The sequence below is a fragment of the Microbacterium sp. NPDC058345 genome (genome assembly GCF_042723855.1).
In the GTDB taxonomy this organism is placed as follows: Bacteria; Actinomycetota; Actinomycetes; order Actinomycetales; family Microbacteriaceae; genus Microbacterium.
The window spans coordinates 683,392-707,834 of the sequence record NZ_JBHXIG010000002.1; the positions used below are offsets into that span (position 1 = coordinate 683,392).

At 68.1% G+C, this 24,443-nt stretch carries 25 protein-coding genes; 11 read left to right on the forward strand and 14 right to left on the reverse strand.

The annotated features are described in order from the left end of the window. Positions 1-13: 13 nt before the first annotated feature. Positions 14-406 (reverse strand): MarR family winged helix-turn-helix transcriptional regulator, encoded by a 393-nt coding sequence (locus ACFWH5_RS10975; protein ID WP_378834820.1) that lies wholly within the window; start codon positions 404-406, stop codon positions 14-16. 93 nt (positions 407-499) lie between these two features. Here ACFWH5_RS10975 and ACFWH5_RS10980 point away from each other — a divergent pair, with 93 nt between their 5' ends. Next, complete coding sequence (locus tag ACFWH5_RS10980) at positions 500-742, forward strand: hypothetical protein (protein ID WP_378834592.1); 243 nt, start codon at positions 500-502, stop codon at positions 740-742. Positions 743-771: 29 nt separating this feature from the next. Here ACFWH5_RS10980 and ACFWH5_RS10985 read toward each other — a convergent pair whose 3' ends face one another. From ACFWH5_RS10985 to coaE, 3 genes are all read right to left on the reverse strand, one after another. After that, a complete protein-coding gene (locus tag ACFWH5_RS10985) occupies positions 772-1,098 on the reverse strand; it encodes a TfoX/Sxy family protein (RefSeq protein ID WP_378834594.1) in 327 nt (108 codons plus the stop codon). A 20-nt stretch (positions 1,099-1,118) separates the two neighbouring features. Next, positions 1,119-3,197, reverse strand: a complete 2,079-nt coding sequence (uvrB, locus tag ACFWH5_RS10990) for an excinuclease ABC subunit UvrB (protein WP_378834596.1) — start codon at positions 3,195-3,197, stop codon at positions 1,119-1,121. 102 nt (positions 3,198-3,299) lie between these two features. Beyond that, positions 3,300-3,899 carry a dephospho-CoA kinase gene (coaE, locus tag ACFWH5_RS10995; RefSeq protein ID WP_378834597.1) on the reverse strand — a complete coding sequence of 200 codons (600 nt, stop codon included), beginning with the start codon at positions 3,897-3,899 and terminating at the stop codon, positions 3,300-3,302. A gap of 216 nt (positions 3,900-4,115) precedes the next feature. On the opposite strand from coaE, the gene ACFWH5_RS11000 reads away from it, so the two are divergent. From ACFWH5_RS11000 to ACFWH5_RS11015, 4 genes are all read left to right on the forward strand, one after another. Next, positions 4,116-4,670 (forward strand): hypothetical protein, encoded by a 555-nt coding sequence (locus tag ACFWH5_RS11000; RefSeq protein ID WP_378834599.1) that lies wholly within the window; start codon positions 4,116-4,118, stop codon positions 4,668-4,670. A gap of 41 nt (positions 4,671-4,711) precedes the next feature. Next, a complete protein-coding gene (locus ACFWH5_RS11005) occupies positions 4,712-5,224 on the forward strand; it encodes a signal peptidase I (protein ID WP_378834601.1) in 513 nt (170 codons plus the stop codon). Beyond that, a complete protein-coding gene (locus ACFWH5_RS11010; RefSeq protein WP_378834602.1) occupies positions 5,221-5,751 on the forward strand; it encodes a SipW-dependent-type signal peptide-containing protein in 531 nt (176 codons plus the stop codon). Before ACFWH5_RS11005 ends, ACFWH5_RS11010 begins: the two co-directional genes overlap by 4 nt. A gap of 114 nt (positions 5,752-5,865) precedes the next feature. Continuing rightward, a complete protein-coding gene (locus ACFWH5_RS11015; protein ID WP_378834603.1) occupies positions 5,866-6,609 on the forward strand; it encodes a response regulator transcription factor in 744 nt (247 codons plus the stop codon). Here the strand turns inward: ACFWH5_RS11015 and ACFWH5_RS11020 are convergent. From ACFWH5_RS11020 to rpsA, 3 genes are all read right to left on the reverse strand, one after another. Next, a complete protein-coding gene (locus ACFWH5_RS11020) occupies positions 6,591-7,757 on the reverse strand; it encodes a hypothetical protein (protein WP_378834605.1) in 1,167 nt (388 codons plus the stop codon). The two genes, ACFWH5_RS11015 and ACFWH5_RS11020, sit on opposite strands and share 19 nt — an antisense overlap. Beyond that, complete coding sequence (locus tag ACFWH5_RS11025) at positions 7,754-9,388, reverse strand: sensor histidine kinase (RefSeq protein WP_378834606.1); 1,635 nt, start codon at positions 9,386-9,388, stop codon at positions 7,754-7,756. Before ACFWH5_RS11025 ends, ACFWH5_RS11020 begins: the two co-directional genes overlap by 4 nt. 93 nt (positions 9,389-9,481) lie before the next feature. Then, on the reverse strand, positions 9,482-10,936 hold the full coding sequence (rpsA, locus tag ACFWH5_RS11030) for a 30S ribosomal protein S1 (protein ID WP_378834608.1): 1,455 nt from the start codon (positions 10,934-10,936) through the stop codon (positions 9,482-9,484). Positions 10,937-11,130: 194 nt separating this feature from the next. Here rpsA and ACFWH5_RS11035 point away from each other — a divergent pair, with 194 nt between their 5' ends. Beyond that, positions 11,131-12,048, forward strand: a complete 918-nt coding sequence (locus tag ACFWH5_RS11035; protein ID WP_378834610.1) for a 5'-3' exonuclease H3TH domain-containing protein — start codon at positions 11,131-11,133, stop codon at positions 12,046-12,048. 2 nt (positions 12,049-12,050) lie between these two features. Here ACFWH5_RS11035 and ACFWH5_RS11040 read toward each other — a convergent pair whose 3' ends face one another. Further along, positions 12,051-13,043 carry a PHP domain-containing protein gene (locus tag ACFWH5_RS11040; protein WP_378834611.1) on the reverse strand — a complete coding sequence of 331 codons (993 nt, stop codon included), beginning with the start codon at positions 13,041-13,043 and terminating at the stop codon, positions 12,051-12,053. Between the two features lie 21 nt (positions 13,044-13,064). Next, positions 13,065-14,123, reverse strand: coding sequence for an anthranilate phosphoribosyltransferase (trpD, locus tag ACFWH5_RS11045; protein ID WP_378834613.1), 1,059 nt, complete (start codon positions 14,121-14,123; stop codon positions 13,065-13,067). Between the two features lie 156 nt (positions 14,124-14,279). Between trpD and ACFWH5_RS11050 the strand changes: the two genes are divergently transcribed. The 5 genes from ACFWH5_RS11050 to ACFWH5_RS11070 all read left to right on the forward strand — a co-directional run bounded on the left by ACFWH5_RS11050 (position 14,280) and on the right by ACFWH5_RS11070 (position 19,296). Continuing rightward, the gene (locus tag ACFWH5_RS11050) at positions 14,280-14,978 is read left to right on the forward strand and encodes a heme-copper oxidase subunit III (protein WP_378834615.1); all 699 of its coding nucleotides are present in this window, start codon (positions 14,280-14,282) and stop codon (positions 14,976-14,978) included. Between the two features lie 20 nt (positions 14,979-14,998). Beyond that, positions 14,999-15,829 (forward strand): c-type cytochrome, encoded by an 831-nt coding sequence (locus ACFWH5_RS11055; protein WP_378834616.1) that lies wholly within the window; start codon positions 14,999-15,001, stop codon positions 15,827-15,829. Positions 15,830-15,865: 36 nt separating this feature from the next. Continuing rightward, positions 15,866-16,942: a ubiquinol-cytochrome c reductase iron-sulfur subunit gene (locus ACFWH5_RS11060; RefSeq protein ID WP_378834617.1), complete on the forward strand. Its 1,077-nt coding sequence runs from the start codon at positions 15,866-15,868 to the stop codon at positions 16,940-16,942. Further along, entirely contained in the window at positions 16,939-18,765 is a 1,827-nt protein-coding gene (locus tag ACFWH5_RS11065) for a cytochrome bc complex cytochrome b subunit (protein WP_378834618.1), read from the forward strand. The genes ACFWH5_RS11060 and ACFWH5_RS11065 overlap by 4 nt, the downstream gene beginning before the upstream one ends. A 111-nt stretch (positions 18,766-18,876) precedes the next feature. Continuing rightward, on the forward strand, positions 18,877-19,296 hold the full coding sequence (locus tag ACFWH5_RS11070) for a rhodanese-like domain-containing protein (protein ID WP_378834620.1): 420 nt from the start codon (positions 18,877-18,879) through the stop codon (positions 19,294-19,296). 94 nt (positions 19,297-19,390) lie between these two features. Here the strand turns inward: ACFWH5_RS11070 and ACFWH5_RS11075 are convergent, their stop codons facing one another. From ACFWH5_RS11075 to ACFWH5_RS11095, 5 genes are all read right to left on the reverse strand, one after another. Continuing rightward, positions 19,391-19,807 carry a cytochrome c oxidase subunit 4 gene (locus ACFWH5_RS11075; protein WP_378834621.1) on the reverse strand — a complete coding sequence of 139 codons (417 nt, stop codon included), beginning with the start codon at positions 19,805-19,807 and terminating at the stop codon, positions 19,391-19,393. 4 nt (positions 19,808-19,811) lie between these two features. Further along, complete coding sequence (gene ctaD / locus ACFWH5_RS11080; protein WP_378834622.1) at positions 19,812-21,536, reverse strand: cytochrome c oxidase subunit I; 1,725 nt, start codon at positions 21,534-21,536, stop codon at positions 19,812-19,814. Positions 21,537-21,539: 3 nt separating this feature from the next. After that, positions 21,540-22,439: a cytochrome c oxidase subunit II gene (coxB, locus tag ACFWH5_RS11085; RefSeq protein WP_378834624.1), complete on the reverse strand. Its 900-nt coding sequence runs from the start codon at positions 22,437-22,439 to the stop codon at positions 21,540-21,542. Positions 22,440-22,529: 90 nt separating this feature from the next. Then, the gene (gene erpA, locus ACFWH5_RS11090) at positions 22,530-22,892 is read right to left on the reverse strand and encodes an iron-sulfur cluster insertion protein ErpA (RefSeq protein WP_378834626.1); all 363 of its coding nucleotides are present in this window, start codon (positions 22,890-22,892) and stop codon (positions 22,530-22,532) included. 106 nt (positions 22,893-22,998) lie between these two features. Beyond that, the gene (locus ACFWH5_RS11095; protein ID WP_378834627.1) at positions 22,999-24,414 is read right to left on the reverse strand and encodes a dipeptidase; all 1,416 of its coding nucleotides are present in this window, start codon (positions 24,412-24,414) and stop codon (positions 22,999-23,001) included. Positions 24,415-24,443 lie beyond the last annotated feature (29 nt).

Sequence of the window (24,443 nt, forward strand, 5' to 3'; positions counted from 1 at the left end):
GGATAACGCCGCGTCACCGAGCGCGGGAGCCGCTCCCGGCGAAGGGGCGCAGCGCTTCCCGCAGGGCGGCGACGGAATCGAAGTCGATCCCCGCCCGCGCCATGACCTGGCCCGGCACGTCCACCGCTCGTTCCCGCAACGCCCGGCCGGCGTCGGTCACCCCGATCTCCAGGCGTCGTTCGTCGCGCGCACTGCGCACGCGCTCGACGATGCCGCCCTTCTCGAGCCGCTTGACCAGCGGCGACACGCTGGCCGGCTCCAGCGCCAGTTCGTCGGCGAGTTCCCCCAGCGATCGCGGCGAACGCTCCCACAGCGCGAGCATGACCAGATACTGCGGATGCGTGAGGCCGAGCGGCTCGAGGATCGGCCGGTACACCGCGACGACGTTGCGGGCGGCGGTCACCATCGCGAAACACAGTTGATTCTCCAGGCGGAGCAGCTCATCGTCGTTCGTCACGGACAAATTCTATCCACGCTAATCGTTAGTACACTAACCATCATGGACGAGCACACACGACGGATGCCGCTGCGTGTCCGCATCCGCGAGGCCGGCGGCCTGTACGCCTGGCTCAACTCCCGGCTGATCCGGTACGCGGGCCCGGCATCCGTCGGGCCTTACGAGACCACGCCTCCGCCGACCGCCGCGGAGCGCGCCGAACGTGCCTGCCCACTGTGCGGCGCGGCGATGAACCGGCATGAGATCGATCGCAGCGGCCCGAAACCGCTCATGCACTGCCCCTGAGCCCGCCCATCGGGATGGTCAGCCGACGTTCAGCCGCGCAGATCGTGATCGCGCGCGGCGTCGAGCCAGAAGATCAGCTCGTCGTCATCGAGCACCGCCGGATCGATATCGAGCCACCCCTGCCCCATGGTGCGCTCGCCCATCGACGCGATCCGCGCGCCCGGCCGTTGCTGCAGCGACGCACTCCGCTCCTCCGGCACGCGCACGAGCAGTGTGCCGCCGCCGCGCGCCGCGACGAGGATCCTGCCGTTCACCATGAACGCGCGCGAGCCGAACATGCGCTTCTCGTCCAGCGTCGGCTCGCCCGCCAGAAGCGCCCGCAGCCTGTCCGCGAGCTCGGTCCCTGCCGCATCCATCCCGGTGCCCTCCCCTGCCGTTACGCGTGCCCTGCCCGCTCCATCGCGCGCAGCTCCTTCTTGAGGTCCTGCACCTCGTCGCGCAGCCGGGCGGCGAGTTCGAACTTCAGCTCAGCGGCAGCCGCCAGCATCTGATCCGACAGGTCGGCGATGGTCTCCTCCAGCTGCGTCGCACCCTCGGCGGCGATGCCCTCGCGGCGCAGATTCGGTGTCGGCGACTTCCCTCGGCCGGGCTTGCCACCCTTGTTCCGCCCCGCACGCATGTCGGCGGTGTCGGCGGCCTCGCGGGCGAGCACCTCGGTGATGTCGGCGATCCGCTTGCGCAGCGGCTGGGGGTCGATGCCGTTCGCCGTGTTGTACGCGATCTGCTTCTCGCGCCGGCGATCGGTCTCTTCGATCGCGTTCCGCATCGAATCGGTCATGTTGTCGGCGTACATGTGCACCTGCCCCGACACGTTGCGGGCCGCGCGGCCGATCGTCTGGATGAGCGACGTGCCCGAACGCAGGAAGCCCTCCTTGTCGGCATCGAGGATCGCCACCAGCGACACCTCAGGAAGGTCGAGGCCCTCGCGCAGCAGGTTGATGCCCACGAGCACGTCGTACACGCCGGCCCGCAGCTCGGTGAGCAGTTCGACACGCCGCAGCGTGTCGACGTCGGAGTGCAGGTAGCGCACCCGCACGCCGTGCTCGCCGAGGAAGTCGGTGAGCTCCTCGGCCATCTTCTTGGTCAGGGTCGTGACGAGCACGCGCTCGTCCCGACCGACGCGCAGCCGGATCTCCTCGAGCAGGTCGTCGATCTGTCCCTTCGACGGCTTCACGATGATCTCGGGATCGATCAATCCGGTGGGCCGGATGATCTGCTCGACCACTCCGTCGGCGATCCCCATCTCGTACTTGCCCGGCGTCGCCGACAGGTACACCGTCTGTCCGATCCGGTTCTTGAACTCGTCCCACCGCAGCGGCCGGTTGTCCATCGCGCTCGGCAGACGGAAGCCGTGCTCCACGAGCGTGCGCTTGCGCGACGCGTCTCCCTCGTACATGGCGCCGATCTGCGGCACGGTGACGTGCGACTCGTCGATGACGAGCAGGAAGTCGTCGGGGAAGAAGTCCAGCAGCGTGTGCGGCGGCTCACCGGCCTGGCGGCCGTCCATGTGCCGGGAGTAGTTCTCGATGCCGGAGCAGAAGCCGAGCTGCTGCAGCATCTCGAGGTCGAACGTCGTGCGCATGCGCAGGCGCTGCGCCTCGAGCAGCTTGCCCTGCCGTTCCAGCTCGGCCAGGCGATCGGCGAGCTCCGCCTCGATCGTGCCGATCGCGCGCTGCACGACATCCGTGCCCGCCACGTAGTGCGAGGCGGGGAAGATCGGCACCGAATCGAGCTTCGCGATCACCTCGCCGGTGAGCGGATGCAGCGAGTAGAGCGCCTCGATCTCGTCGCCGAACAGCTCGATGCGGATCGCGTGCTCCTCGTACACGGGGATGATCTCGATGGTGTCGCCGCGCACGCGGAAGTTGCCGCGAGAGAAGTCGACGTCGTTCCGGTTGTACTGCATGGCGATGAACTGCCGGATCAGCGCGTCTCGGTCGTACCGCTCGCCCACCTGCAGCGCCACCATGGCTCGCAGGTACTCCTCGGGGGCACCCAGGCCGTAGATGCAGGAGACCGTGGAGACCACGACGACGTCGCGCCTGCTCAGCAGGGAGTTCGTCGTGGAATGCCGCAGCCGCTCGACCTCGGCGTTGATCGACGAGTCCTTCTCGATGAAGGTGTCGGTCTGCGGCACGTACGCCTCGGGCTGGTAGTAGTCGTAGTAGGAGACGAAGTACTCCACGGCGTTGTGGGGCATCAGCTCGCGGAACTCGTTGGCCAGCTGCGCCGCCAGCGTCTTGTTGTGCGCCAGCACCAGAGTGGGGCGCTGCACCTGCTCGACCAGCCAGGCCGTCGTGGCCGACTTGCCCGTTCCGGTGGCGCCGAGGAGCACGACGTCCGTCTCGCCGGCGTTGATGCGCGCCGCGAGCTCGGCGATCGCCTGCGGCTGGTCACCGGCCGGCGCGTACTCGCTGACGACCTCGAAGGGGCGGACGCTGCGCGTGGGTTGCATGCCTTCCAGCGTAGAGCCGGCCACTGACATCGGCTCCGAGCGCCCTGACTCGGCGCCGCCGGCGGCCGACACGCTCCGTGCGCCGATTCGCCGGTGGTGCGCTCAGGCGGCTACGAGCCGTCGCCAGAGGTCATCGGTGCACTCGAGAGTTCGGGTGAGGCTGCCGGACGTGTCGATCACGACGTCAGCGATCTCGAGGCGCTTCTCGTCGGGCACTTGGGCATCGATGCGCGACTGCGCCGCCGCCCGGTCCATACCGCGCAGCTCGATGAGCCGGTTCAACCGCACCTCGGCGGGGGCATGAGCGACGACGATCATGTCCCACGGATCGTCCACTCTCGCTTCGACGAGCAGCGGCACGTCGTAGACCACCACCGCGTCGGCATCCGCGGCGAAGGCCTGCTCGAATCGCCGGGCCGACTGCTCCCGAACGGCGGGATGCACGATGGCGTTCAACCGTGCGAGCGCCTCCTGATCGCCGAACACCCGGGCGCCGAGTGCCGCTCGATCGAGCGTTCCGGTCGCCTCGATGACGTCCTCTCCGAATGCGGCGCGGATCTCCCCCAGCAGGGGTGATCCCGGCGCTTGCACTTCGCGCACGATCTCGTCGGCGTCAACGACGATCGCGCCGTGCTCCTGAAGGCGCCGGGCGATCGTGGACTTCCCGGAGGCGATGCCGCCGGTCAGGGCGATGAGAGGCATGCGTCCATCCTGGCACGCGTCACCGGCGCACCGAGCAGCGCTCGGGGGCGAGCGGCTGCCGCGTCGCCGTGTTCACGCGGGTCCGGGTGGATGCCCCGACTGCCCGCCGTCAGCGCGGTCCGCCCGTCCGGAGGCAGGGAAACCATCGGGAAAGCCTGCGGCGGACTTGAGGAAGACCTGAGGCTGGCTTGAGGCGCTGTCCCTACCGTTGCACACATGACGAACATGAACTCCTCCGCCGCTCCTTCTTCCCAGACCCGAACCACTCGGCGCAAGCGCCGCCCGGTTCTCGCCTTCGGCCTCGCCGTGCTCGCTGTCGGCGGCATCGGCGCCGCCGCCACGAGCGCCGCGTGGACCGACAACACCTTCTTCTCCGCGCCCGCTGCCGCCGCGACCTTCGACATCCAGGGTTCGATCGACGGGACCACCTGGCTCGACTCCGGCACGAAGGACAGCGTCCAGCTCACCATCCCGGCTGAGACCCTCGCGAATCTCCTTCCCGGACAGTCCCGCACCGTGAAGCTCTGGGTGCGCAACCAGAGCTCGGTGAGCGCCGCGCTCACGTCCGAGGTCGCTTTCGCGACCGGATCCACTTTCGTCGTGAATCCCGGCGCCGCCGTCTCCGGACTCGCTGCGACGCTCACCCCTTCCGGCAGCGGCGCCACAGACCAGTTCGACCTCACCGTCACGGCACCCGCGGACTGGGCACCTGCCAACCAGGGCAAGACCGGAACGATCGTCGTCACGGTCGCCGCGACCGCCACCGCCTGACCACCACGCCGCGGCATCGGAACCAGAAAGGACATCCGGCGATGCACATCCTGCGCAGCTTCTCCCTCGTCGTCCTCTGGATCCTCGGCGCCGCGGGTCTCGCCTGCGGCGTCCTCTGGGGAGCCACCGCCGCCGGCGTGATCCAACCGCTGGTCGTGATCTCCGGGTCCATGGAACCCGGGATCATGACCGGTGACCTTCTGATCGCGATGAGGGCGCCTGCGGACGACCTCGAGGTGGGTGACGTCGTGAGCCTGCCCAGCGAGCTGACCGATGATCTTGTCACCCACCGGATCGAGGCCATCGAATCCGCAGACGACTCGTTCGTCATCACTATGAAGGGCGACAACAACGACTTCTCCGATGCACTGGACTACACCGTTTCGGGCGACGTCTGGAAGCCCGTCCTGCAGCTTTCCGGGTGGGGCACGGCGATGATGCGCCTGACGACCCCCGCCGTCGCCGTGCCGCTGCTCGCCGGCCTGATCGGTCTGCTCGGTCTGAGCATGCTGACGCCGCCGGAGATCGCGCCCAGCCGAAAGGCGACCGCATGAGCGGACGACTGCGTCGGCGCGCAGTGGCCTTCGGCGTGGCGCTCCTACTGGTGGGAGCGCTCGGCACCCTTCCGGCCGAGGCGCAGAACACCACCGCTGCCTGGACCGATCGCCATGTCACCTCGGGGACGGTCACGGCCGGCATCTGGCAGATCGGCACGAACTCCTGCACCGCATACTCACTGCTCGGCATCCGACTGAGCTGCTCGGTGACCGGTGTCCAGTTCACGGCCTCCAGCGCGGCCGGCGTGCGCTCGAGGACGTATTCCGTCAACCTGCGCACGTCCTCTGTGCTGTTGGCGCCTCGGACGGTCATGCTCGACGTCGATCTGCGATCGGCCGGCGGAGCCGAAGGCCCCGAGTGGTCCTGGACGAACGCGGGAATCGCCACGGGTTCGACCATCACGACGGGTGATGGCTGGACGTGCCGGCAGCTCCCGCGGGTCGTGGCGGAGGGCAAGTGGGCGCAGACCATCCAGTTCACGGTCATCGAGCAACGCACCGCGCAGTCGACGATATGCCCCTGAGACCGCCGGAGTGCCGCCACCATGCCGAGTGAAGCCTTCACGCGCATCTTCTGCGATATCATCGCCGAAGTCCCGCGCGCCCCTGCTGCGAGCGAGGGCTCGGAGGGGATGAGGATGCCGGAGGGTCGTGTCGCGGTCGTCATCGAGGACGAGCCGGACATCCGCGCGCTGCTCGCCGAGGTGCTCGAGGAGGCCGGCTTCGATGTCCACACAGCGGGCACGGGCCTCGACGGGATCGAACTCGTCCGCCGGGTCGATCCCGTGGTCACGACGCTCGACGTGAGCATGCCGGGGATGGACGGCTTCGAGACGGCCAAGCGCATCCGAGCCTTCAGCTCGACCTACCTCCTCATGCTGACCGCGCGATCCGAGGAGATCGACGCTCTTCTGGGCTTGCAGTCGGGTGCCGACGACTATGTGATCAAGCCCTTCCGCCCCCGCGAGCTGCGCGCTCGGGTGGAGGCGATGATGCGCCGGCCGCGGAGCGTCCGAGCGGAGACCTCGGCCGCCGGCGTCTCGCGCTCTGCGGATGGAAGCGGGTGGCTGGACCACCGCGGGCTCCGCGCCCATCCTGAGATGCGCATGGCCACCGCTGATGATGCGCCGGTCGAGCTGACTCGAAGCGAGTTCGAGATCCTCATCGAGCTACTGGACGCCGGCCAGCGGGTGATCAGCAAAGCAGATCTGGCCCTGGTGCTGCGCGGCGAACGAGGCATGCCGTCGGATTTCGTCAGCGACCATGACGCGCGGGCCATCGAGGTCCACGTCGCGAACCTGAGGCGCAAACTGGGCGACTCCAGTGCGCGACCGCGCTGGATCGAAACCGTACGCGGCGTGGGCTACCGGCTGACGACCTGATCTCCGTCGCCGACGTCCCCCAGCGCCCCTTCCGCGTCGACGAGGGCTGCGCGTGCCGTCGCGATCAACGCGGCGGCATCCACCTCGCCGTCGTCGACCGCCGTTCCGACCTCGATCCCCGGCACGACACTCGCACCGATCGCGGCGAGTTCGCTGTATACCTGCACGCCGATGTCGGACGCGGCTCTGCGTGCGTCTCCATCGCCGATGAGGCCGATCAGCAGACCACCCTCTCCGTCCTCACCGACCCACGACTGCGTGGCAGCCGCTCGGCGCACCGAACGCCGCCAGGCCTTCGCGAGAGCATCCGCCTCGGCGACGCCGAAGGCGGTCGCCACATGCCGCATGTCGGTGAGACGGATCGCGACGACCGCGAGCGACTCCGATCTGTCCCGAGCGCGCGGGAGCGCGTCGTCGATCAGCTGTGTGAAAGACCCGGCGTTCAGAACCCCCGCTTCGACCGCCGACGGGTTCTCCCGCCGGCGCCCGCGAAGCTGAGCGCGCTCGGCACGCAGAACCGAGGCGATCACCACCGCGACGATCGTCAGGACGATGGTGAGCAGGCTCGTCGGCACTGTTCCCCACCAGATGAGGAACAGCTCGCTCGTCTCCCCCGCAACGACGATGACCACCGTGCGGCTCAGGAAGAACAGCGCCTCCACACAGAAGATGACGGTGAGCACGATGGCCGTCCGGACGCCTCGCAGGTCGCCGCGGCGGCACTCGGAGGCGCCGCACGCCGCGAGCACCGCGAGCGAGACGTACATGATCGGCGCGCCGGCCCACGCACCGCCGGCTTCGCCCTGAACGGCGACCGCCAGCAGGCTGGCGGAGACGAGAACAGCGAGCAGGATGCCGGTCCACCGGATGTCGCGTCCGTTGAACAACCGGCACCCGAGGTACAGGAATCCGGTGCTGGCGACGAAGGCGGCGTTGCCGACGGCGGTCGCCCACCAACCCTCCGCGGGATCGATGTTCCAGACGACGTAGGCCACGGCCGCGAGGATGCCGGCGAGAAAGCCGACCGACCACGCGCGTCCGACCCGATCGTCCTCGCGCAACATGGTCTCCAGGATGAACATCACGCCGGCGACGATCACCACCAGTGCAGTCATCGCGGACACGGTCGTCAGATCGAGCTCCATCACGCCCGCCCTTCTCTGTGGTGAAGCGGCAGCCGGACGAGGAACGTGGCGCCGTGTCCTGGCTCGGATTGAACGGTGATCTCTCCCCCGTGCGCGTGGACGATGTCCCGCGTGATCGCGAGACCGAGCCCGTTGCCGTGCACGGAAGTTCGACGCACCGCATCTCCGCGGAAGAATCGCTCGAACAGCCGCTGCTGCTCCTCTGCCGAGATGCCGGGACCGTGGTCGCGCACGGCGATCCAGGCGTGGTCGCCGTCACTGGTGACGCCGACTTCGATCCGCCCGCCGTCATGGGCGTACTTGATCGCGTTGCCGATCAGGTTGTCTGCGACCTGCCCGATCCGGAGCGGGTCGACGTACGCCGTGGTCTCCTCCATGGCCGAGGTGTCGATCACCATACGCCGTTCGGCGGCGCTCTCCGCCAGACCGTCCACGCAGGCCCGCACGACCTCATCGAGTCGCGTCGGTTCGCGGCTGATGGACAGCTGCACCCCGATCCGGCCCGCCGCAGAAGCGCTGAGGAGGTCAGCGACGATCGCCAGCAGCCGGGTCGCGTTGCGCTCCACGATCGCAAGGCCCCGGCGCGCACGGGCCGGCACGTCGTCCATGTCGAGCGCGAGTTCCACGTACCCGAGGATCGAGGTCAACGGCGTGCGCAGCTCGTGTGAGACGGAGGCGACCAGATCCTCCCGCGCTCGGAGCGCCATCATCTCCTCCGTCACGTCCCTCGAGACCATGATCGTGCCCATCGGCCGGTCGTCGTTGGAGCGCAGAGCTCTGGCGGTCACGCTGAGCGCACGGCGGCCGGAGCCCGGGCTGCCATGCCAGACGAGCTCGCCCTCGAAGGTGTCGCCGCGAGCGGCTCGCTCAAGCGGGAAGTCGCCCTCGGACAGCACCGTGAGGCCGTCAGGAGCGTAAAGCGTGCGGTCCTCCGAACGGGACGGTCGATGCATGCGTGCGTGCGCCTCGTTGCGCACGGCGATCTTGCCGTCGGCGTGGAAGCGCACGACGCCGAAGTCCACCGCGTCGAGCACCTCGGCGAGGATGAGCTCCTGCCTCTGGGCATGCTCGACGGAGCGCGCCAAGCGGCGGGCCTGCTTGTCCAGCAGGTCACGCTGATACGCGGAGCGGCGCGCGGCGCTGTAGGAGGTGACCGTGATCGCGACGATCATCATGGGGATCAGCGCCACCACCGGAGTCTTCTCCTCGACGTCGTCGAGCGCCACGGTGAGCCAGTACAGGCCGTTGATGAGCACGTTCGCACCGACCGCGCCCGGCAGGCCGAAGCCGCCCGCGAGGCACATCGCGGGGAAGATCCACAGCAGGCTGTAGCCCGCAGCCGGATCGGAATTGCGCATCAGCGCGATCGCGAGGCAGTCGCCGATGGGCAGGAGGATGCTCCACCTCGGATCGACGCGACCCCATGGAAAGGCGATCGCGAGGGCCGTCAGCAGGAACAGCGCCACAAGCCCGGTCAGCAGCAGCGAGAGATCCCCGTCCGATCCCATCGCGATGGCGACCATGCTCGCGAAAACCCCCATCAGACCGACGGTCAGCTGGTACAGCACGGCCACGCGGACGCGCGAGTCGCCGTGGGGTGCGCCGATGCGATGCATGGCGTCTGCGATGGGCATGATCACGACGCTACCGGTTGCGCGCCCGGCACACGAGAAGCGGGCCGCCACACCCACCCGAGGGTGAGGTGACGGCCCGCTTCTGAGGAGTGCTTACGCGTTGCCGCCCGAGAGCTTCTCGCGCAGAGCCGCGAGAGCCTCGTCGTCGGCGAGGGTGCCCGCACCCGACGCGTCGCTGGCGAACGACGGGGCGACGAAGTCGTCGCCCGCGGCGGCCTCGGCCTCTGCGGCCTTGAGGACCTGAGCCTTGTGCGCCTCCCAGCGCGTCTGCGCCGCGGCGTACTCCTGCTCCCAGGCCTCGCGCTGAGCGTCGAAGCCTTCCTTCCAGGCGCCGGTCTCCGGGTCGAAGCCCTCCGGGTACTTGTACTCGCCGTTCTCGTCGTACTCGGCGAGCATGCCGTACAGGGCCGGGTCGAACTCGGTGCCGTACGGGTCGACCGACTCGTTGGCCTGCTTCAGCGACAGCGAGATGCGACGACGCTCGAGGTCGATGTCGATGACCTTGACGAAGACCTCTTCGCCCACCGACACGACCTGCTCGGCCAGCTCGACGTGCTTGCTGGAGAGCTCCGAGATGTGCACGAGACCCTCGATGCCGTCAGCGACACGCACGAACGCGCCGAACGGCACGAGCTTGGTGACCTTGCCCGGGGTGACCTGGCCGATGGCGTGGGTGCGGGCGAAGACCTGCCACGGGTCCTCCTGCGTCGCCTTCAGCGACAGCGAGACGCGCTCGCGGTCCAGGTCGACCTCGAGGATCTCGACGGTGACCTCCTGGCCCACCTCGACGACCTCGGAGGCGTGCTCGATGTGCTTCCAGGACAGCTCGGAGACGTGCACGAGACCGTCCACGCCGCCCAGGTCGACGAACGCACCGAAGTTGACGATCGACGAGACGACACCCTTGCGGACCTGACCCTTGTGCAGGTTGTTCAGGAACGTGGTGCGCGACTCCGACTGCGTCTGCTCGAGCAGCGCACGGCGGCTCAGCACGACGTTGTTGCGGTTCTTGTCGAGCTCGAGGATCTTCGCCTCGAGCTCCTGACCCAGGTACGGGGTGAGGTCGCGGACGCGGCGCAGCTCGATGAGCGACGCGGGAAGGAAGCCGCGGAGACCGATGTCGACGATGAGCCCGCCCTTGACGACCTCGATGACAGTGCCGGTGACGACGCCGTCGTTCTCCTTGATCTTCTCGACGTCACCCCAGGCGCGCTCGTACTGCGCACGCTTCTTGGAGAGGATCAGACGGCCTTCCTTGTCCTCCTTCTGGAGAACGAGGGCCTCGACCTGGTCGCCGACGGCGACGACCTCGTTGGGGTCGACGTCGTGCTTGATGGAGAGCTCGCGCGAGGGGATGACACCCTCGGTCTTGTAGCCCACGTCGAGCAGAACCTCATCGCGGTCGATCTTGACGATCGTGCCCTCGATGATGTCGCCGTCGTTGAAGAACTTCAGGGTCTTCTCGACCGCGGCCAGGAAGTCCTCAGCAGAGCCGATGTCGTTGATCGCGACCTGCTTGGTGGCCGGGGCGGTCGTTGCGCTAGTCATGTAGTGGGTAGTCCTTGTGAATGGAGGATCGGGCCTCGGTTCTGGCATGCCAGGATGATGCCGAGGCGGGTGGATTCAGGATTGCTTGTCACGAGGGCACGCGGATGCTCGCCACGAGTGACACTCCAGATTAGCAGACAGAGCAGGCGGCCCGCTCCCCCGGGTTTCCTGCGTCGCCCTCGTATGCTGATCCCGTGACCGGACGCCTGATGCTGCTCGACACCGCCAGCCTCTACTTCCGCGCCTTCTACGGCGTGCCCGACAAGGTGAAGGCGCCGGACGGGTCGTCCGTCAACGCCGTGCGCGGCCTGCTCGACATCATCGCGAAGCTCGTCACCACCTACCGGCCGGCCGAGCTCATCGCCTGCTGGGACGACGACTGGCGGCCGCAGTGGCGCGTCGATCTGATCCCGAGCTACAAGGCGCACCGCGTGGTGGAGGTGGTGCCGGCCGGACCGGACGTGGAGGAGGTGCCCGACCCGCTGGAGCAGCAGATCCCGCTGATCCGCGAGGCCCTGGCCCTGCTCGGCATCCCGATCATCGGCGCTGCGGAGCATGAGGCCGACGATGTGATCGGCACTCTCGCGACGCAGGCGACCTCTCCCGTCGACATCGTCACCGGCGACCGCGACCTGTTCCAACTCGTCGACGACGTGCGCGACGTGCGCGTCATCTACACCGCACGCGGGATGAGCAACCTCGAGATCGTCACCGATCAGAGCGTCGTCGCCAAGTACGGCGTGCTGCCCTCCCAGTATGCGGACTTCGCCACGCTGCGCGGCGACGCCTCGGACGGCCTGCCCGGGGTGAAGGGCATCGGCGAGAAGAGCGCCGCGACCCTGCTGCTCGCGCACGGCGACCTGGACGGCATCAGAGCGGCCGCGTCCGCCGGAGCGCTGAGCGCCTCGGCGGCGGCGCGCATCCTCGACGCCGCCGCGTACCTCGACGTGGCCCCGATGGTCGTGCGGGTCGCGACCGATCTCGACGTCGCCGCCCCGGGGACGACGCTGGGTGCGCTCACGGACGAGGTCCGCTCCGATGCCGAGGCACTCGCGGAACGCTGGAACCTCGGGGGCTCGATGACCCGGGCCCTCGCCGCGCTCCAGCTCTGATCTCAGTCGGAGCGAGCCCAGGCACGCAGCCGGTCGACGCCCCAGGTGGTGACGATCCGCTCGGCGGGAACGCCCGCCGCCTCGGCGCGCTGGGCCCCGTGATCGAGCAGCGACAGCTGGCCGGGTGCATGCGCGTCCGAGTCGATCGAGAACAGACATCCCTCGGCCAGCGCCACCGCGATCAGGTCGTCTGGCGGGTCCTGGCGCTCGGGCCGCGAGTTGATCTCGACCGCGACGCCGTTCTCGGCGCACGCGGCGAACACGGCCTGCGCGTCGAACAGCGACGGTGGCCGCGTGCCGCGGGAGCCCTCGACGAGCCGCCCTGTGCAGTGACCGAGCACGTTCACGTGCGGGTTCGCCACGGCGGCGAGCATCCGGCGGGTCATGGGTGCGGCATCCATCCGCAGCTTCGAATGCACGGACGCGACGACGACGTCGAGCTCGGCGAGCAGTTCCGGATGCTGATCCAGCTGGCCGTCCTCGAGGATGTCCACCTCGATCCCGGCGAGCACGGTGAGGCTGCCGCCCGATTGTGCGCGCACGAGCGGAATCTGCTCCTTCAGGCGCTCCGCCGACAGTCCCCGGGCGACCCGCAGCCGTGGCGAGTGATCAGTGATCGCCAGATACTCGTGGCCGAGGGACCGCGCCGCCTCGACCATGGCCTCGATCGGCGTCGTCCCGTCCGACCACTCCGTGTGGGCGTGCAGGTCGCCCCGCAGCCGCCCGCGCAGCGCGGAGCGGATCTCGGGCTCGACCTCACCGCGCAGTTCGACGAGGTAATCAGGGACCTGCCCCTGCTGCGCCTGACGGATCACCTCGAACGTCGACGACCCGATGCCCTTGACCGCGCGCAGCCGTTCCGGATCGGAGAGCACATCGTCCGGAAGGCCGGCGATGACGGATGCCGCCGCACGGAACGCCTTCGCACGGTAGCGAGACGCTCGCTCGCGCTCCAGCAGCGAGGCGATCTCCTGCAGTGCGGCGACGGCGTCCATGCGGCTCCCGGGTCGTTCCGCTCAGGCGGGTTCGTTCGTCGCGCGGACCCACTCGTCGAGCTTGGCCGCGGCGCGGCCGTCGTCGATCGCGGCCTGCGCGACGCCGTACGCCTCGCGGAGGCGATCGAGGATGGGCACCTGGGTGAGGGAGGCATCGCGGGAGAGTTCGAAGGCGACGATGCCCGCGGCGGCGTTCAGGAGCACGATGTCCCGCACGGCACCGGTCTGCCCGTTCAGCGTGCGGCGCAGCACTTCGGCGTTGTGCTCGGGTGAGCCGCCCAGCAGGTCGGAGAGATCCGCGAGCGGGATGCCGAGGTCGCGAGGGTCGAGATCATGCTCGTGGATGTCGCCGCGCGCGACCTCCCAGATGCGGCTGTGACCGGTGGTCGTGAGCTCGTCGAGTCCGTCGTCGCCCCGGAACACGAGTGCGGTGGCGCCGCGCGTGCGGAACACGCCCGTGATCAGCGGCACGCGGTCGAGCTGTGCGACGCCGACCGCGTTCGCCTCCGCCCGTGCCGGGTTGCACAGCGGACCGAGCATGTTGAACACGGTCGGGACGCCGAGCTCGGAGCGCACCGCGCCGGCGTGCCGGAAACCGGGGTGGAACGCCGCGGCCCACGCGAAGGTGATGCCGGTGCGGTCGAGCACGGTCGCCACCCGCGCCGGATCCAGCGAGATGTCCAGACCCAGCGCGGTGAGCACGTCGGACGATCCCGACGACGAGCTCGCCGCCCGATTGCCGTGCTTGACCACGGGCACGCCGGTGGCGCCGATGATGATCGCCGCGGTCGTCGACACGTTCACGGTACCGACGCGGTCGCCGCCGGTACCCACGATGTCGAGCACATCAGACGAGACCGGAAGCGGGACCGCCGCCTCCAGGATCGCGTCGCGGAAGCCGACGATCTCGTCGATGGTCTCGCCCTTGGCGCGCAGCGCCACGAGGAATGCAGCCAGCTGCGCTTCCGTGACCTTGCCCTGCATCACCTGACGCATCGCCCATGTCGACTCCCAGACGCTCAGATCCTGCCGCTGCAGCAGGGACGTGAGGACATCGGGCCAGGTCAGGTGATCCGCCATGAGGCGATCCTAGTGGCGCGAAAATCGACGAAGAGACGAGATTGCGCTGCGCGCGGGGCGCGTTCCGATCATGAGGAGACGGGATCACCCCGCGGAACCGGCGGATTCGCAGGATTCTCTTAGGTTCCCCTAAGTCGGAAACCAGCGGAGCACGCCATGCCGGTGCGAGAATCACGGCCGCGAATCGGCCATAATGGAACCGTGACCACTTCAGCGACGTATGCCCCGGCCGCGAGAACGATCAAGCGGCCCAACCCGGTAGCTGTCGGCACCATCGTGTGGCTCGGCAGCGAGGTGATGTTCTTCGCGGGACTGTTCGCGATCTACTTCACGCTCCGCAGCACCTCCCCGGAGCTGTGGGGTGACCGTACGGACCTGCTGAACGTGACCTTCGCGGCGGTGAACACCGCGATCCTGGTCGCGTCGTCGTTCACCTGCCAGATGGGCGTGTTCGCGGCCGAGGACCTGCAGCCGTACCGGATCGCCCGCGGGCAGCTCAACGCCATGGGGCGTCGCCGTCTGTTCGGCTGGGGCATGGTCGAGTGGTTCTGGCTGACCTTCATGCTCGGTGCGATCTTCGTGTGCGGTCAGGTGTGGGAGTACGCGCAGCTGGTCATGGAGGGCATGCCGATCCAGGCGGACTCCTACGCGTCCGCGTTCTACATCACCACCGGCTTCCACGCCCTGCACGTGACCGGCGGCCTCATCGCGTTCCTGCTGGTCATCGGCAGGGCGTACGCGGTCAAGAACTTCGGCCACAAGGAGGCCACGACCTCGATCGTCGTGTCCTACTACTGGCACTTCGTCGATGTCGTCTGGCTCGTCCTGTTCGGCGTCATCTACTTCCTGAAATAAGAGCGGAGCGATTTCCCGAAATGGCACGAGAGAAGAAGCGCCGCGCTCGCGGTCGTCGCAGTCCGTTCGCCGCCGCCGCGCTGATCGGAGCCGGCCTGCTGCTCACGGGCGGCGTGTACGCCGGAGCATCCGCCGCGATGGCCTCGACCGACACACAGACCGCCGCGAAGGCCGAGCTGACGGTCGAGGACGGCGAGAAGCTGTTCACGGCGAACTGCGCGACCTGCCACGGCGCCGACCTGCAGGGCACGACCGAAGGTCCGAGCCTGGTCGGCGTGGGTGAGCTCGCGGTCGAATTCCAGGTCGCGACCGGGCGGATGCCGCTGCAGATGCAGGGACCGCAGGCTCCCCAGAAGCCGCCGCAGTTCACGCAGGACCAGATCGAGGCAATGGCCTCGTACGTGCAGTCGGTCGCACCCGGCCCGAGCTACCCCGAGGACTGGGTGGTCTCCGGCGAGGCGAATCCCGAGGACAGCGCCGACGAGCCTGACGTCTCGCACGGCGCCGAGCTCTTCCGCATCAACTGCGCGATGTGCCACAACGTCGCGGCAGCCGGTGGAGCGCTCACCGAAGGCAAATACGCCCCCGCGCTGACGTCGACCAGCGCACTGCACATCTATGCGGCCATGGTCACCGGCCCGCAGAACATGCCGGTGTTCGGCGACATGAATCTCAGCACCGAGGACAAGCGCGACATCATCGCGGCGCTCGTCTACCAGCAGGACGCCGTTCAGGTCGGAGGGTTCACGCTCGGCTCGCTCGGTCCGGTGTCCGAGGGCCTGTTCGCCTGGATCTTCGGCATCGGCGCACTCGTCGCCCTCACCGTGTGGATCACGGCGAAGTCCAACTGACGCACTTTCATCGACGAGTTAGGTACGAGGAGAACCATGGCACACGACGACGACACGATGGCTCTGGACAGGGCCTACCAGCCCTCCACGGGGCTGGGCGTCGCAGTCAGCGATCCCGCGCAGAACCCGGGACTGCCGCCTCACCGCGAGCGGATGACCGATAAGGACCCGAAGGTCGAGAAGGCTGCGGCCCGCACGGTCTACACCCTCTTCTACCTGTCGCTCGCCGGCAGCATCTGGGCGGTCGCCGCCTACATGCTGTTCCCGATCGAGTCGGGTGCGCTCATCGACGTGCGGAACAACAACCTGTTCATCGGCCTCGGCATCGGCCTCGCCCTGCTGGCGCTGGGCCTCGGCGCGATCCACTGGTCGAAGGCGCTGATGTCGGACAGGGAGTTCATCGAGCACCGGCACCCGACCCGCGGCCGTGACAGCGTGCGTGAGGCGTCCATCCAGGCGTTCGCCGACGCGAACGAGGAGTCCGGCTTCGGCCGTCGTGCGATGATCCGCAACTCGCTGATCGCAGCCGTGGTCGCCTCGATCGTGCCGGGTGTCGCACTGTTCCGCGGACTCGCGCCGCACGCCACCGCGGAAGAGCCGACCGCCGGCGACCCGGTGGCGCTGCTCAAGCACACCATGTGGGACAAGGGCACCCGCCTGGTCCGCGACCCCGACGGCACGCCGATTCGCGCCGCCGACGTCACGCTCGGCTCCGCCGTACACGTGATCCCCGAGGGGCTCAACGAACTCGGACACGAGGGCGGCCTGCTCGAGGAGAAGGCGAAGGCCATCGTGTTGCTCATGCGTCTGCGTCCCGAGCAGCTCATCGAGGCCGAGGACCGCAAGGACTGGTCGTACGACGGCATCGTCGCCTACTCCAAGGTCTGCACCCACGTGGGATGCCCCGTCGCGCTGTACGAGCAGCAGACCCACCACCTGCTCTGCCCCTGCCACCAGTCGCAGTTCGATGTCACCGAGCACGCCAAGGTCATCTTCGGACCGGCTGCACGACCGCTGCCGCAGCTGCCCATCGAGGTCGATGACGAGGGCTACCTCGTCGCGCAGAGCGACTTCAAGGAACCCGTCGGCCCGAGCTTCTGGGAGCGTCATTGAGCACCTCAACTCTTCACGAGACCAAGCCCGCCGAGACGCGGGACAAGCCGCTCGGCGGCCGGTTCATCGGCGCGACCGCGAACTACATCGATGAGCGCACCAGCCTCTCCGGCTTCGTCAAGGAGCTCGGCCGCAAGATCTTCCCCGATCACTGGTCGTTCATGCTCGGCGAGATCGCGCTGTGGAGCTTCGTCGTCGTGTTCCTCTCGGGCACGTTCCTGACGTTCTTCTTCGAGGCGTCGATGGTCCCCACGCACTACACGGGCGCCTACGAGCCGATGCGCGGCATCGAGATGTCGGCGGCTCTCGAGTCGACCCTGCACATCTCCTTCGACCTGCGCGGCGGCCTGCTCGTGCGCCAGATCCACCACTGGGCGGCTCTGGTGTTCATCGCCGGCATCGGCGTTCACATGCTGCGCATCTTCTTCACGGGCGCTTTCCGCAAGCCGCGTGAGCTGAACTGGGTGATCGGCTTCGTGCTGTTCATCCTGGCGATGGCAGAGGGCTTCACCGGATACTCGCTCCCCGACGACCTGCTCTCGGGCAACGGCCTGCGCATCATCGACGGCATGATCAAGGGCCTCCCGCTGATCGGCACCTGGACGTCGTTCCTGCTCTTCGGCGGCGAGTTCCCCGGCAGCGACATCGTCGGCCGGCTGTACACGCTGCACATCCTGCTGCTGCCGCTGCTGGTGATCGGTCTGATCGTCGTGCACCTGATGCTGATGGTCATCAACAAGCACACGCAGTTCGCCGGCCCTGGCCGCTCGAACGACAACGTCGTCGGTTACCCGATGATGCCGGTCTACATGTCGAAGATGGGCGGCTTCCTGTTCATCGTGTTCGGCACGATCGTGCTCATCGCGACGTTCTTCCAGATCAACCCGATCTGGAACTACGGACCGTACGACCCGTCGCCCGTCTCGGCCGGTACCCAGCCGGACTGGTACATCGGCTTCGCCGACGGCGCGCTGCGTCTCGCTCCGTCGAACCTCGACATCGTGTTCCTCGACCGCACCTGGTCGTTCGGCATCCTGCTCCCGGTGGCGGTGCTCGGCCTGTTCATCGTCGTCGTCGCGATCTACCCCTTCCTCGAGGCGTGGATCACCGGCGACAAGCGCGAGCACCACATCGCCGAGCGTCCGCGGAACGCGGCCACCCGCACCGCCATCGGCGCCGCCGGGGTCATCTTCTACGCGGTGCTGTGGGCGTCCGCCTCGTCCGACCTCATCGCGACCCACTTCATGCTGACGATGGAGGGCGTGATCCACACGCTCCAGGTGCTCCTGTTCCTGGGACCGGTGCTGGGCTACTTCGTCACCAAGCGGATCTGCATCGCGCTGCAGAAGAAGGACCGCGAGATCGTGCTGCACGGTTTTGAATCCGGTCGCATCGTGCGCCTCCCCGGCGGCGAGTTCATCGAGGTGCACCAGCCGGTCGACGTGTACGACCGCTGGAAGCTCGTCGACTACTCGACCTACGAGCCGCTGGTCGTGCGCCCCAATGCGAAGGGCCGCATCCCGTGGCACGAGAACCTTCGCTCCGCGGTCTCCCGCTGGTTCTTCGAGGATCGCCTGCAGCCGCTCACCCAGGCCGAGATCGAGGCGGCCGACGCACACCAGCGCCACGCGCTCGCTCATGACGCCGAGATCGAGGCCGAGGAGATCGCCGGTGCACACCACCGCGCCGGTGTCGACTCCGAGGCTCAGATCGCTCCCGCCGACCCGCACGTCAGCGAGACGCCGAACACCCCGAGTTCGGTGATCGCCACGGAGCCGGCCAGGAAGCCGCGCATGAAGAAGCCCGAGGAGGACGGCGAGTAAAGGCAGCCGCACTCCCCCGCGCTGAGGGCCCCGTCCACCACGGACGGGGCCCTCAGCGCATCCCCTGCAACATCCGCTCACCGGGGGTTCCGGGACACGTAGTCTGAGTGCATGATCGACCGCCGTGAGTTCTTCGCCGCCAAGCTCGCGTACGAGACCGACGCCAGCGACCTGCATGCGGCCAGGCAGGCCGGCGAGCAGATCATCGTCGTCGACGTCCGATCCGACGAGGCCTGGGCACAGGGGCGCATCCCCGGAGCGGTTCGCATCCACTACCGGGAGATCGCCCAGCGCGCGCCGAGGGAGATCCCGGCGGACGCGGACGTGGTGGTGTACTGCTGGAGCCCGGGCTGCAACGCCGCAGCGAAGGGCGCCCTGGAGTTCGCGAAGCTCGGTCACCGTGTGCGGGAGCTCATCGGCGGGTTCGAGTACTGGGTGCGGGAGGGGTACCCGATCGAGAACGCCGACGGCGTGCACCGTCGCCCCGTCGATCCCCTCACCGGGGTGCCACGAGTGCGCACCCGCGCCTGAGTCCACACCGGATGCCGCGCACACCGGGGCGGCCGACGCAGAAGGCCTCCCGGAACGGATCCGGGAGGCCTTCTCTCAGGGCGTCAGCGGCCCGTCAGCGGGCGAAGTGCCCGCGGTAGTACTCGTAGACCCACCCGACGATCGCCACGGCGAACAACGCCAGACCGATCGGCAGCAGGAAGTGACCGACGGCCAGGCCGATCATGAACACGGCTGCCGAACCGGCGAGCACGATGGGCCACCACGACCAGGGGCTGAACTCACCCATCTCGGGGTCACCGTCATCGATGTCGCTGGTCAGCACGTCTTCGGGCAGCTCCCCGCCCTGGGCGCGATAGGTCTTGTGCAGGTAGAAGGCGACCATCGCGCCCATGAACGCGGTGAAGAGCAGTGCCACCGAGCCGACCCACTCGACGTAGCCGTGCGAGATCACGTTCCACACCGTGTAGATCGCCGAGACGATCACGAAGAAGACGGCGACGATCCACCAGAGGACGATATTGGAGCGCATGACTTTACTTGGCCTCTCCTGCTGCGGCGCCGACCGGGTGCTCCGCGGCCTCGGGGTGGTTCAGGTCGAATGCGGGACGCTCGCTGCGGATCCGCGGGATCGAGACGAAGTTGTGCCGCGGCGGAGGGCAGGACGTCGCCCATTCGAGCGATGCGCCGTAGCCCCACGGGTCGTTCACCGTGACCTTCGGTGCGGTGCGCGCGGTGATCCAGACGTTCAGGAAGAACGGAAGCATGGACGCACCGAGGATGATCGCCCCGATGGTGGAAACCTGGTTGCCCCACTCCCAGTTGTCGTACGAGGAGTAGTCGGCGTAACGACGCGGCATGCCGTCGACCCCCAGCCAGTGCTGGATGAGGAACGTCATGTGGAAGCCGATGAACAGCATCCAGAAGTGGATGTAGCCGAGACGCTCGTTCAGCATCCGCCCTGTCCACTTCGGCCACCAGAAGTAGAAGCCGGAGAACATCGCGAACACGACCGTGCCGAACACCACGTAGTGGAAGTGCGCGACGACGAAGTAGGAGTCGCTGAGCTGGAAGTCCAGCGGCGGCGAGGCGAGGATGACGCCGGTCAGACCGCCGAAGACGAACGACACCAGGAAGCCCAGGGCGAAGACCATCGGCGTCTCGAAGGTGAGCGAGCCTCGCCAGAGGGTGCCGATCCAGTTGAAGATCTTCACACCGGTGGGCACGGCGATGAGCATGGTCATCAGCGCGAAGAACGGCAGCAGCACACCGCCCGTGACGTACATGTGGTGCGCCCACACCGCCACCGACAGGGCCGCGATCGCGATGGTCGCGTAGACGAGGGTCTTGTAGCCGAAGATCGGCTTGCGGCTGAACACCGGGAACACCTCGGAGACGATGCCGAAGAACGGCAGCGCGATGATGTACACCTCCGGGTGGCCGAAGAACCAGAACAGGTGCTGCCACAGCAGCACGCCGCCGTTGGCGACGTCGTAGACGTGCGAGCCGAGCACGCGGTCGGACGCCGCCGCCAGGATCGCCGCGGCGAGCACCGGGAACGCCATCAGGATCAGCAGGCTGGTGATGAGGGTGTTCCACGAGAAGATCGGCATGCGCCACATCGTCATACCGGGCGCGCGCATGGTGATGATCGTGGTGACGAAGTTCACCGCACCGAGGATGGTGCCGAAGCCCGAGAGGCCGAGGCCGAGCATCCACAGGTTTCCGCCGGCGCCCGGCGAGAACGAGGCGTTCGCGAGCGGCTGATACGCGAACCAGCCGAACGAGGCGGCGCCCTGCGGGGTGAGGAAGCCGGCGACGGCGATGGTCGAGCCGAACAGGAACAGCCAGAAGGCGAAGGCGTTCAGACGCGGGAACGCCACGTCGGGCGCACCGAGCTGCAGCGGCAGGATCGCGTTGGCGAAGCCCGCGAAGAGGGGCGTCGCGAACATGAGCAGCATGATCGTGCCGTGCATGGTGAAGAGCTGGTTGTACTGCTCCTTCGTCGGCACGATCTGCATGCCGGGAGCGAACAGCTCGGCACGGATCACCAGTGCCATCACACCGCCGAGCAGGAAGAACAGCACGGACGCGATCAGGTACATGTAGCCGATCGTCTTGTGGTCCGTCGAGGTGATCCACTTGACGACGAGGTTGCCCTTCTGCTCCACGCGCGTGGAGGAGAGCAGCGCAGCCTGACGCGGCGGGATCGTGGACGGACGAGCGCCCGGCACCGTGGTGGGTTCGGCTGTGGTGGTCATGGCTTACTCCTCTTCCTCGGGATGCGTGCTCGCGCCGTTCCCGGGGAGGTTGCTGAGTCGGTCGTAGGCGTCGGAGATGTCGCCCGTGTTTCCCTGCTCGCGCAGGGAGTCGAGGTACGCGTCGTACTCGGCCTGCTCGACGACCTTCACGTTGAACAGCATCATCGAGTGGTATTCGCCGCAGAGCTCGGCGCACTTGCCGTCGTACTCTCCGACGCGGGTCGGGATGAACGACCAGCTGTTGTCCTTCCCGATGTACATGTCCTTCTTGTACAGGAAGTCGATGATCCAGAACGAGTGGATCACGTCCCGCGACTGCAGGTCGATGGTGACCTTCTGGTCGACCGGCAGCACGAGCGTGGGCAGCTTGCTGCGGTCGATGTCGCCGGCCTCGTCGGGGTCTGCCTGCACGCCCATCGTCCAGACGGCGTCGGAGTTGTCCTCCTCGGTACCGTCGTACTGGAAGTCCCACGCCCACTGCTTCGCGATCGCGGTGATCTCGACGTCGGGGTCGTCCCACTTCGTCTCGATCGCGGTCTGATCCTTCGCGGTGAAGAAGAACAGGCCGAGCACCAGGATCAGCGGGATCACCGTGTAGAGGATCTCGATCGGCATGTTGTAGCGCAGCTGCACGGGCAGACCGGTCTGCCCCCTGCGGCGGCGGTAGGCGACCAATGCCCAGCCCATCAGACCCCAGGTGATCAGGCCGACGGCCAGCAGGACCACCCAGGAGGTGACCCACAGACCGGAGACGCGCTCCGTCTGGTTGGTGGCCGCGGGTCCGCCCTCGACGAAGCCCGGCAGGAAGCCGTTGAGCTCGGTGGCAGAACAACCTGCGAGGACCAAGGCTGCCACGACTCCCATGGGGAGTGCGGCCCAACGAAGGCGGCGTCTCGAGGGCACGATGCACCTTTCAGATACACGGACAGGGGCGACTCAAGTCTAGGGCAACCTCACACCCGATTCATGCCAACCACGCAGGTTGGCCGGGCGTCAGTGGAAGCTGTCGCCGCAGGCGCAGCTGCCCGCCGCGTTGGGGTTGTCGATGGTGAAACCCTGCTCGGAGATGGTGTCCTTGAAGTCGATGGACGCACCGTCGAGATAGGGGACGCTCATGTTGTCGACGATGACCTCCACGCCGTCGAAGTCGACGGTCTCGTCGCCTTCAAGGTAGCGCTCGTCGAAGTACAGCTGGTAGATCAGACCCGAGCATCCGCCGGGCTGGACGGCGACGCGCAGACGCAGATCGTCACGTCCCTCCTGCTCGAGCAGGCTCTTCACCTTGCCCGCGGCGGCTTCGGTCAGCGAGACCCCGTGGGCTCGGGTGGTCTCTGCGGTCAGTGCGGTGTCGCTCATGTCACTCCTCAGAACGTGCAGCATCCGCTGCGACTCTCTGTCGATTCTACCGCCGGGGGCGTGCGCGGGACCGGAACGCCCGTCGGATGCCGGCCGCGAGCGACCCTCAGGATGCGGAGCCGCGCGCGTTCATGCGCGTCAGCAGCAGCGCCTCGGTGCGCACCGCGTTGCGGAACGTCTCCAGATGCAGGGACTCGTTCGGGCTGTGGGCCCGCGCGTGCGGGTCCTCGACGCCGGTCACGAGGATCTGTGCCTCGGGGAACTCGCGCACCAGGTCGGCGATGAACGGGATCGACCCGCCGACACCCAGATCCACCGGTGCGACGCCGTAGCCGTCCGCCATCGCCTCTCTGGTCATCTCGACGGCCCAGCCGGAGGTGTCGACGAGAAACCCGTCACCGAGATCGATGTCCGAGAAGGTGAGCTCGGCGCCGAAGGGGGCGTTGGCGCGCAGGTGCGCCTCGATCGCCCGGTACGCGTCCTCCGCGTTCTGCCCCGGAGCGACACGGGCGCTGATGACGACGGAGACCTCGGGAAGCAGCGTGTTCGAGGCGGCCGCGACGCTCGTCGCGTCGATGCCGGTGACGGTGATGGACGGCTTGTGCCAGATGCGGGACAGGATGCTGTCGCGCCCGATCGGCGTGGTGCCGGGCAGCAGGCCCGCCTCGTCGCGCAGCGTCTCCTCGTCGTACGGCGGGGTGTCGGCGTCACGGGCCGTCATGCCGTCGACGGCGACCGCGCCGTCGGCATCCCACAGCGTGGCGAGCAGCCTCACGGCCGCCATCATGGCGTCGGGCACCGCGCCGCCGAACATCCCGGAATGCGAGGCGTGGTCCAGGGTGCGGATCCTCAGGGTGAAGCGCGCATTGCCGCGGAGCGAGACCGTCAGACCGGGCGTGCGCGCGTCGAGATTGCCGGAGTCCGCCACCACGATGGCGTCGGCGCGCAGCGCGTCCGCGTTGTCGCGCAGGAAGCGCGCGAACGAGCGGGAGCCGTACTCCTCCTCCCCCTCGATGAACATCGCCACACCGAGGTCGAGGTCGTCACCGAGCACCGACGACACCGCCCTCAGCGCCGCGATGTGGGCCATGATGCCGGCCTTGTCGTCGGCCGCTCCCCTGCCGTACAGACGTCCGCCGCGAACCGTCGGCTCGAACGGCGGAGTGTCCCACAGGGCGTCGTCGCCGGGCGGCTGCACGTCGTGGTGCGCGTACAGCAGGATGGTCGGCCGCCCGTTGCGCGCCGCCCTGGTCGCCAGCACGGCCGGCTGGCCGAGTTCGTCGGTGTCGTCGATGTGCGCGCGCAGCACCCGGACCTCGTCGAACACCCCGGTGTCACGAGCGAGCTCGGCGACGGCGTCGGCGCTGCGCTCCAGCGCCGTCTGGTCGAACGCCGGCCACGCGATGCCGGGGATGCGCACCAGCCCGCCCAGATCGGAGAGCGCTGCGGGCATGCCGAGCGCGACGGCCTCGGCGAGGGCGGATTCGTGTTCGGCGGGGGCCGGTGATGCAGACGAAGTCATGCGAGTAATCTTAAGGCGAACCCGATTCC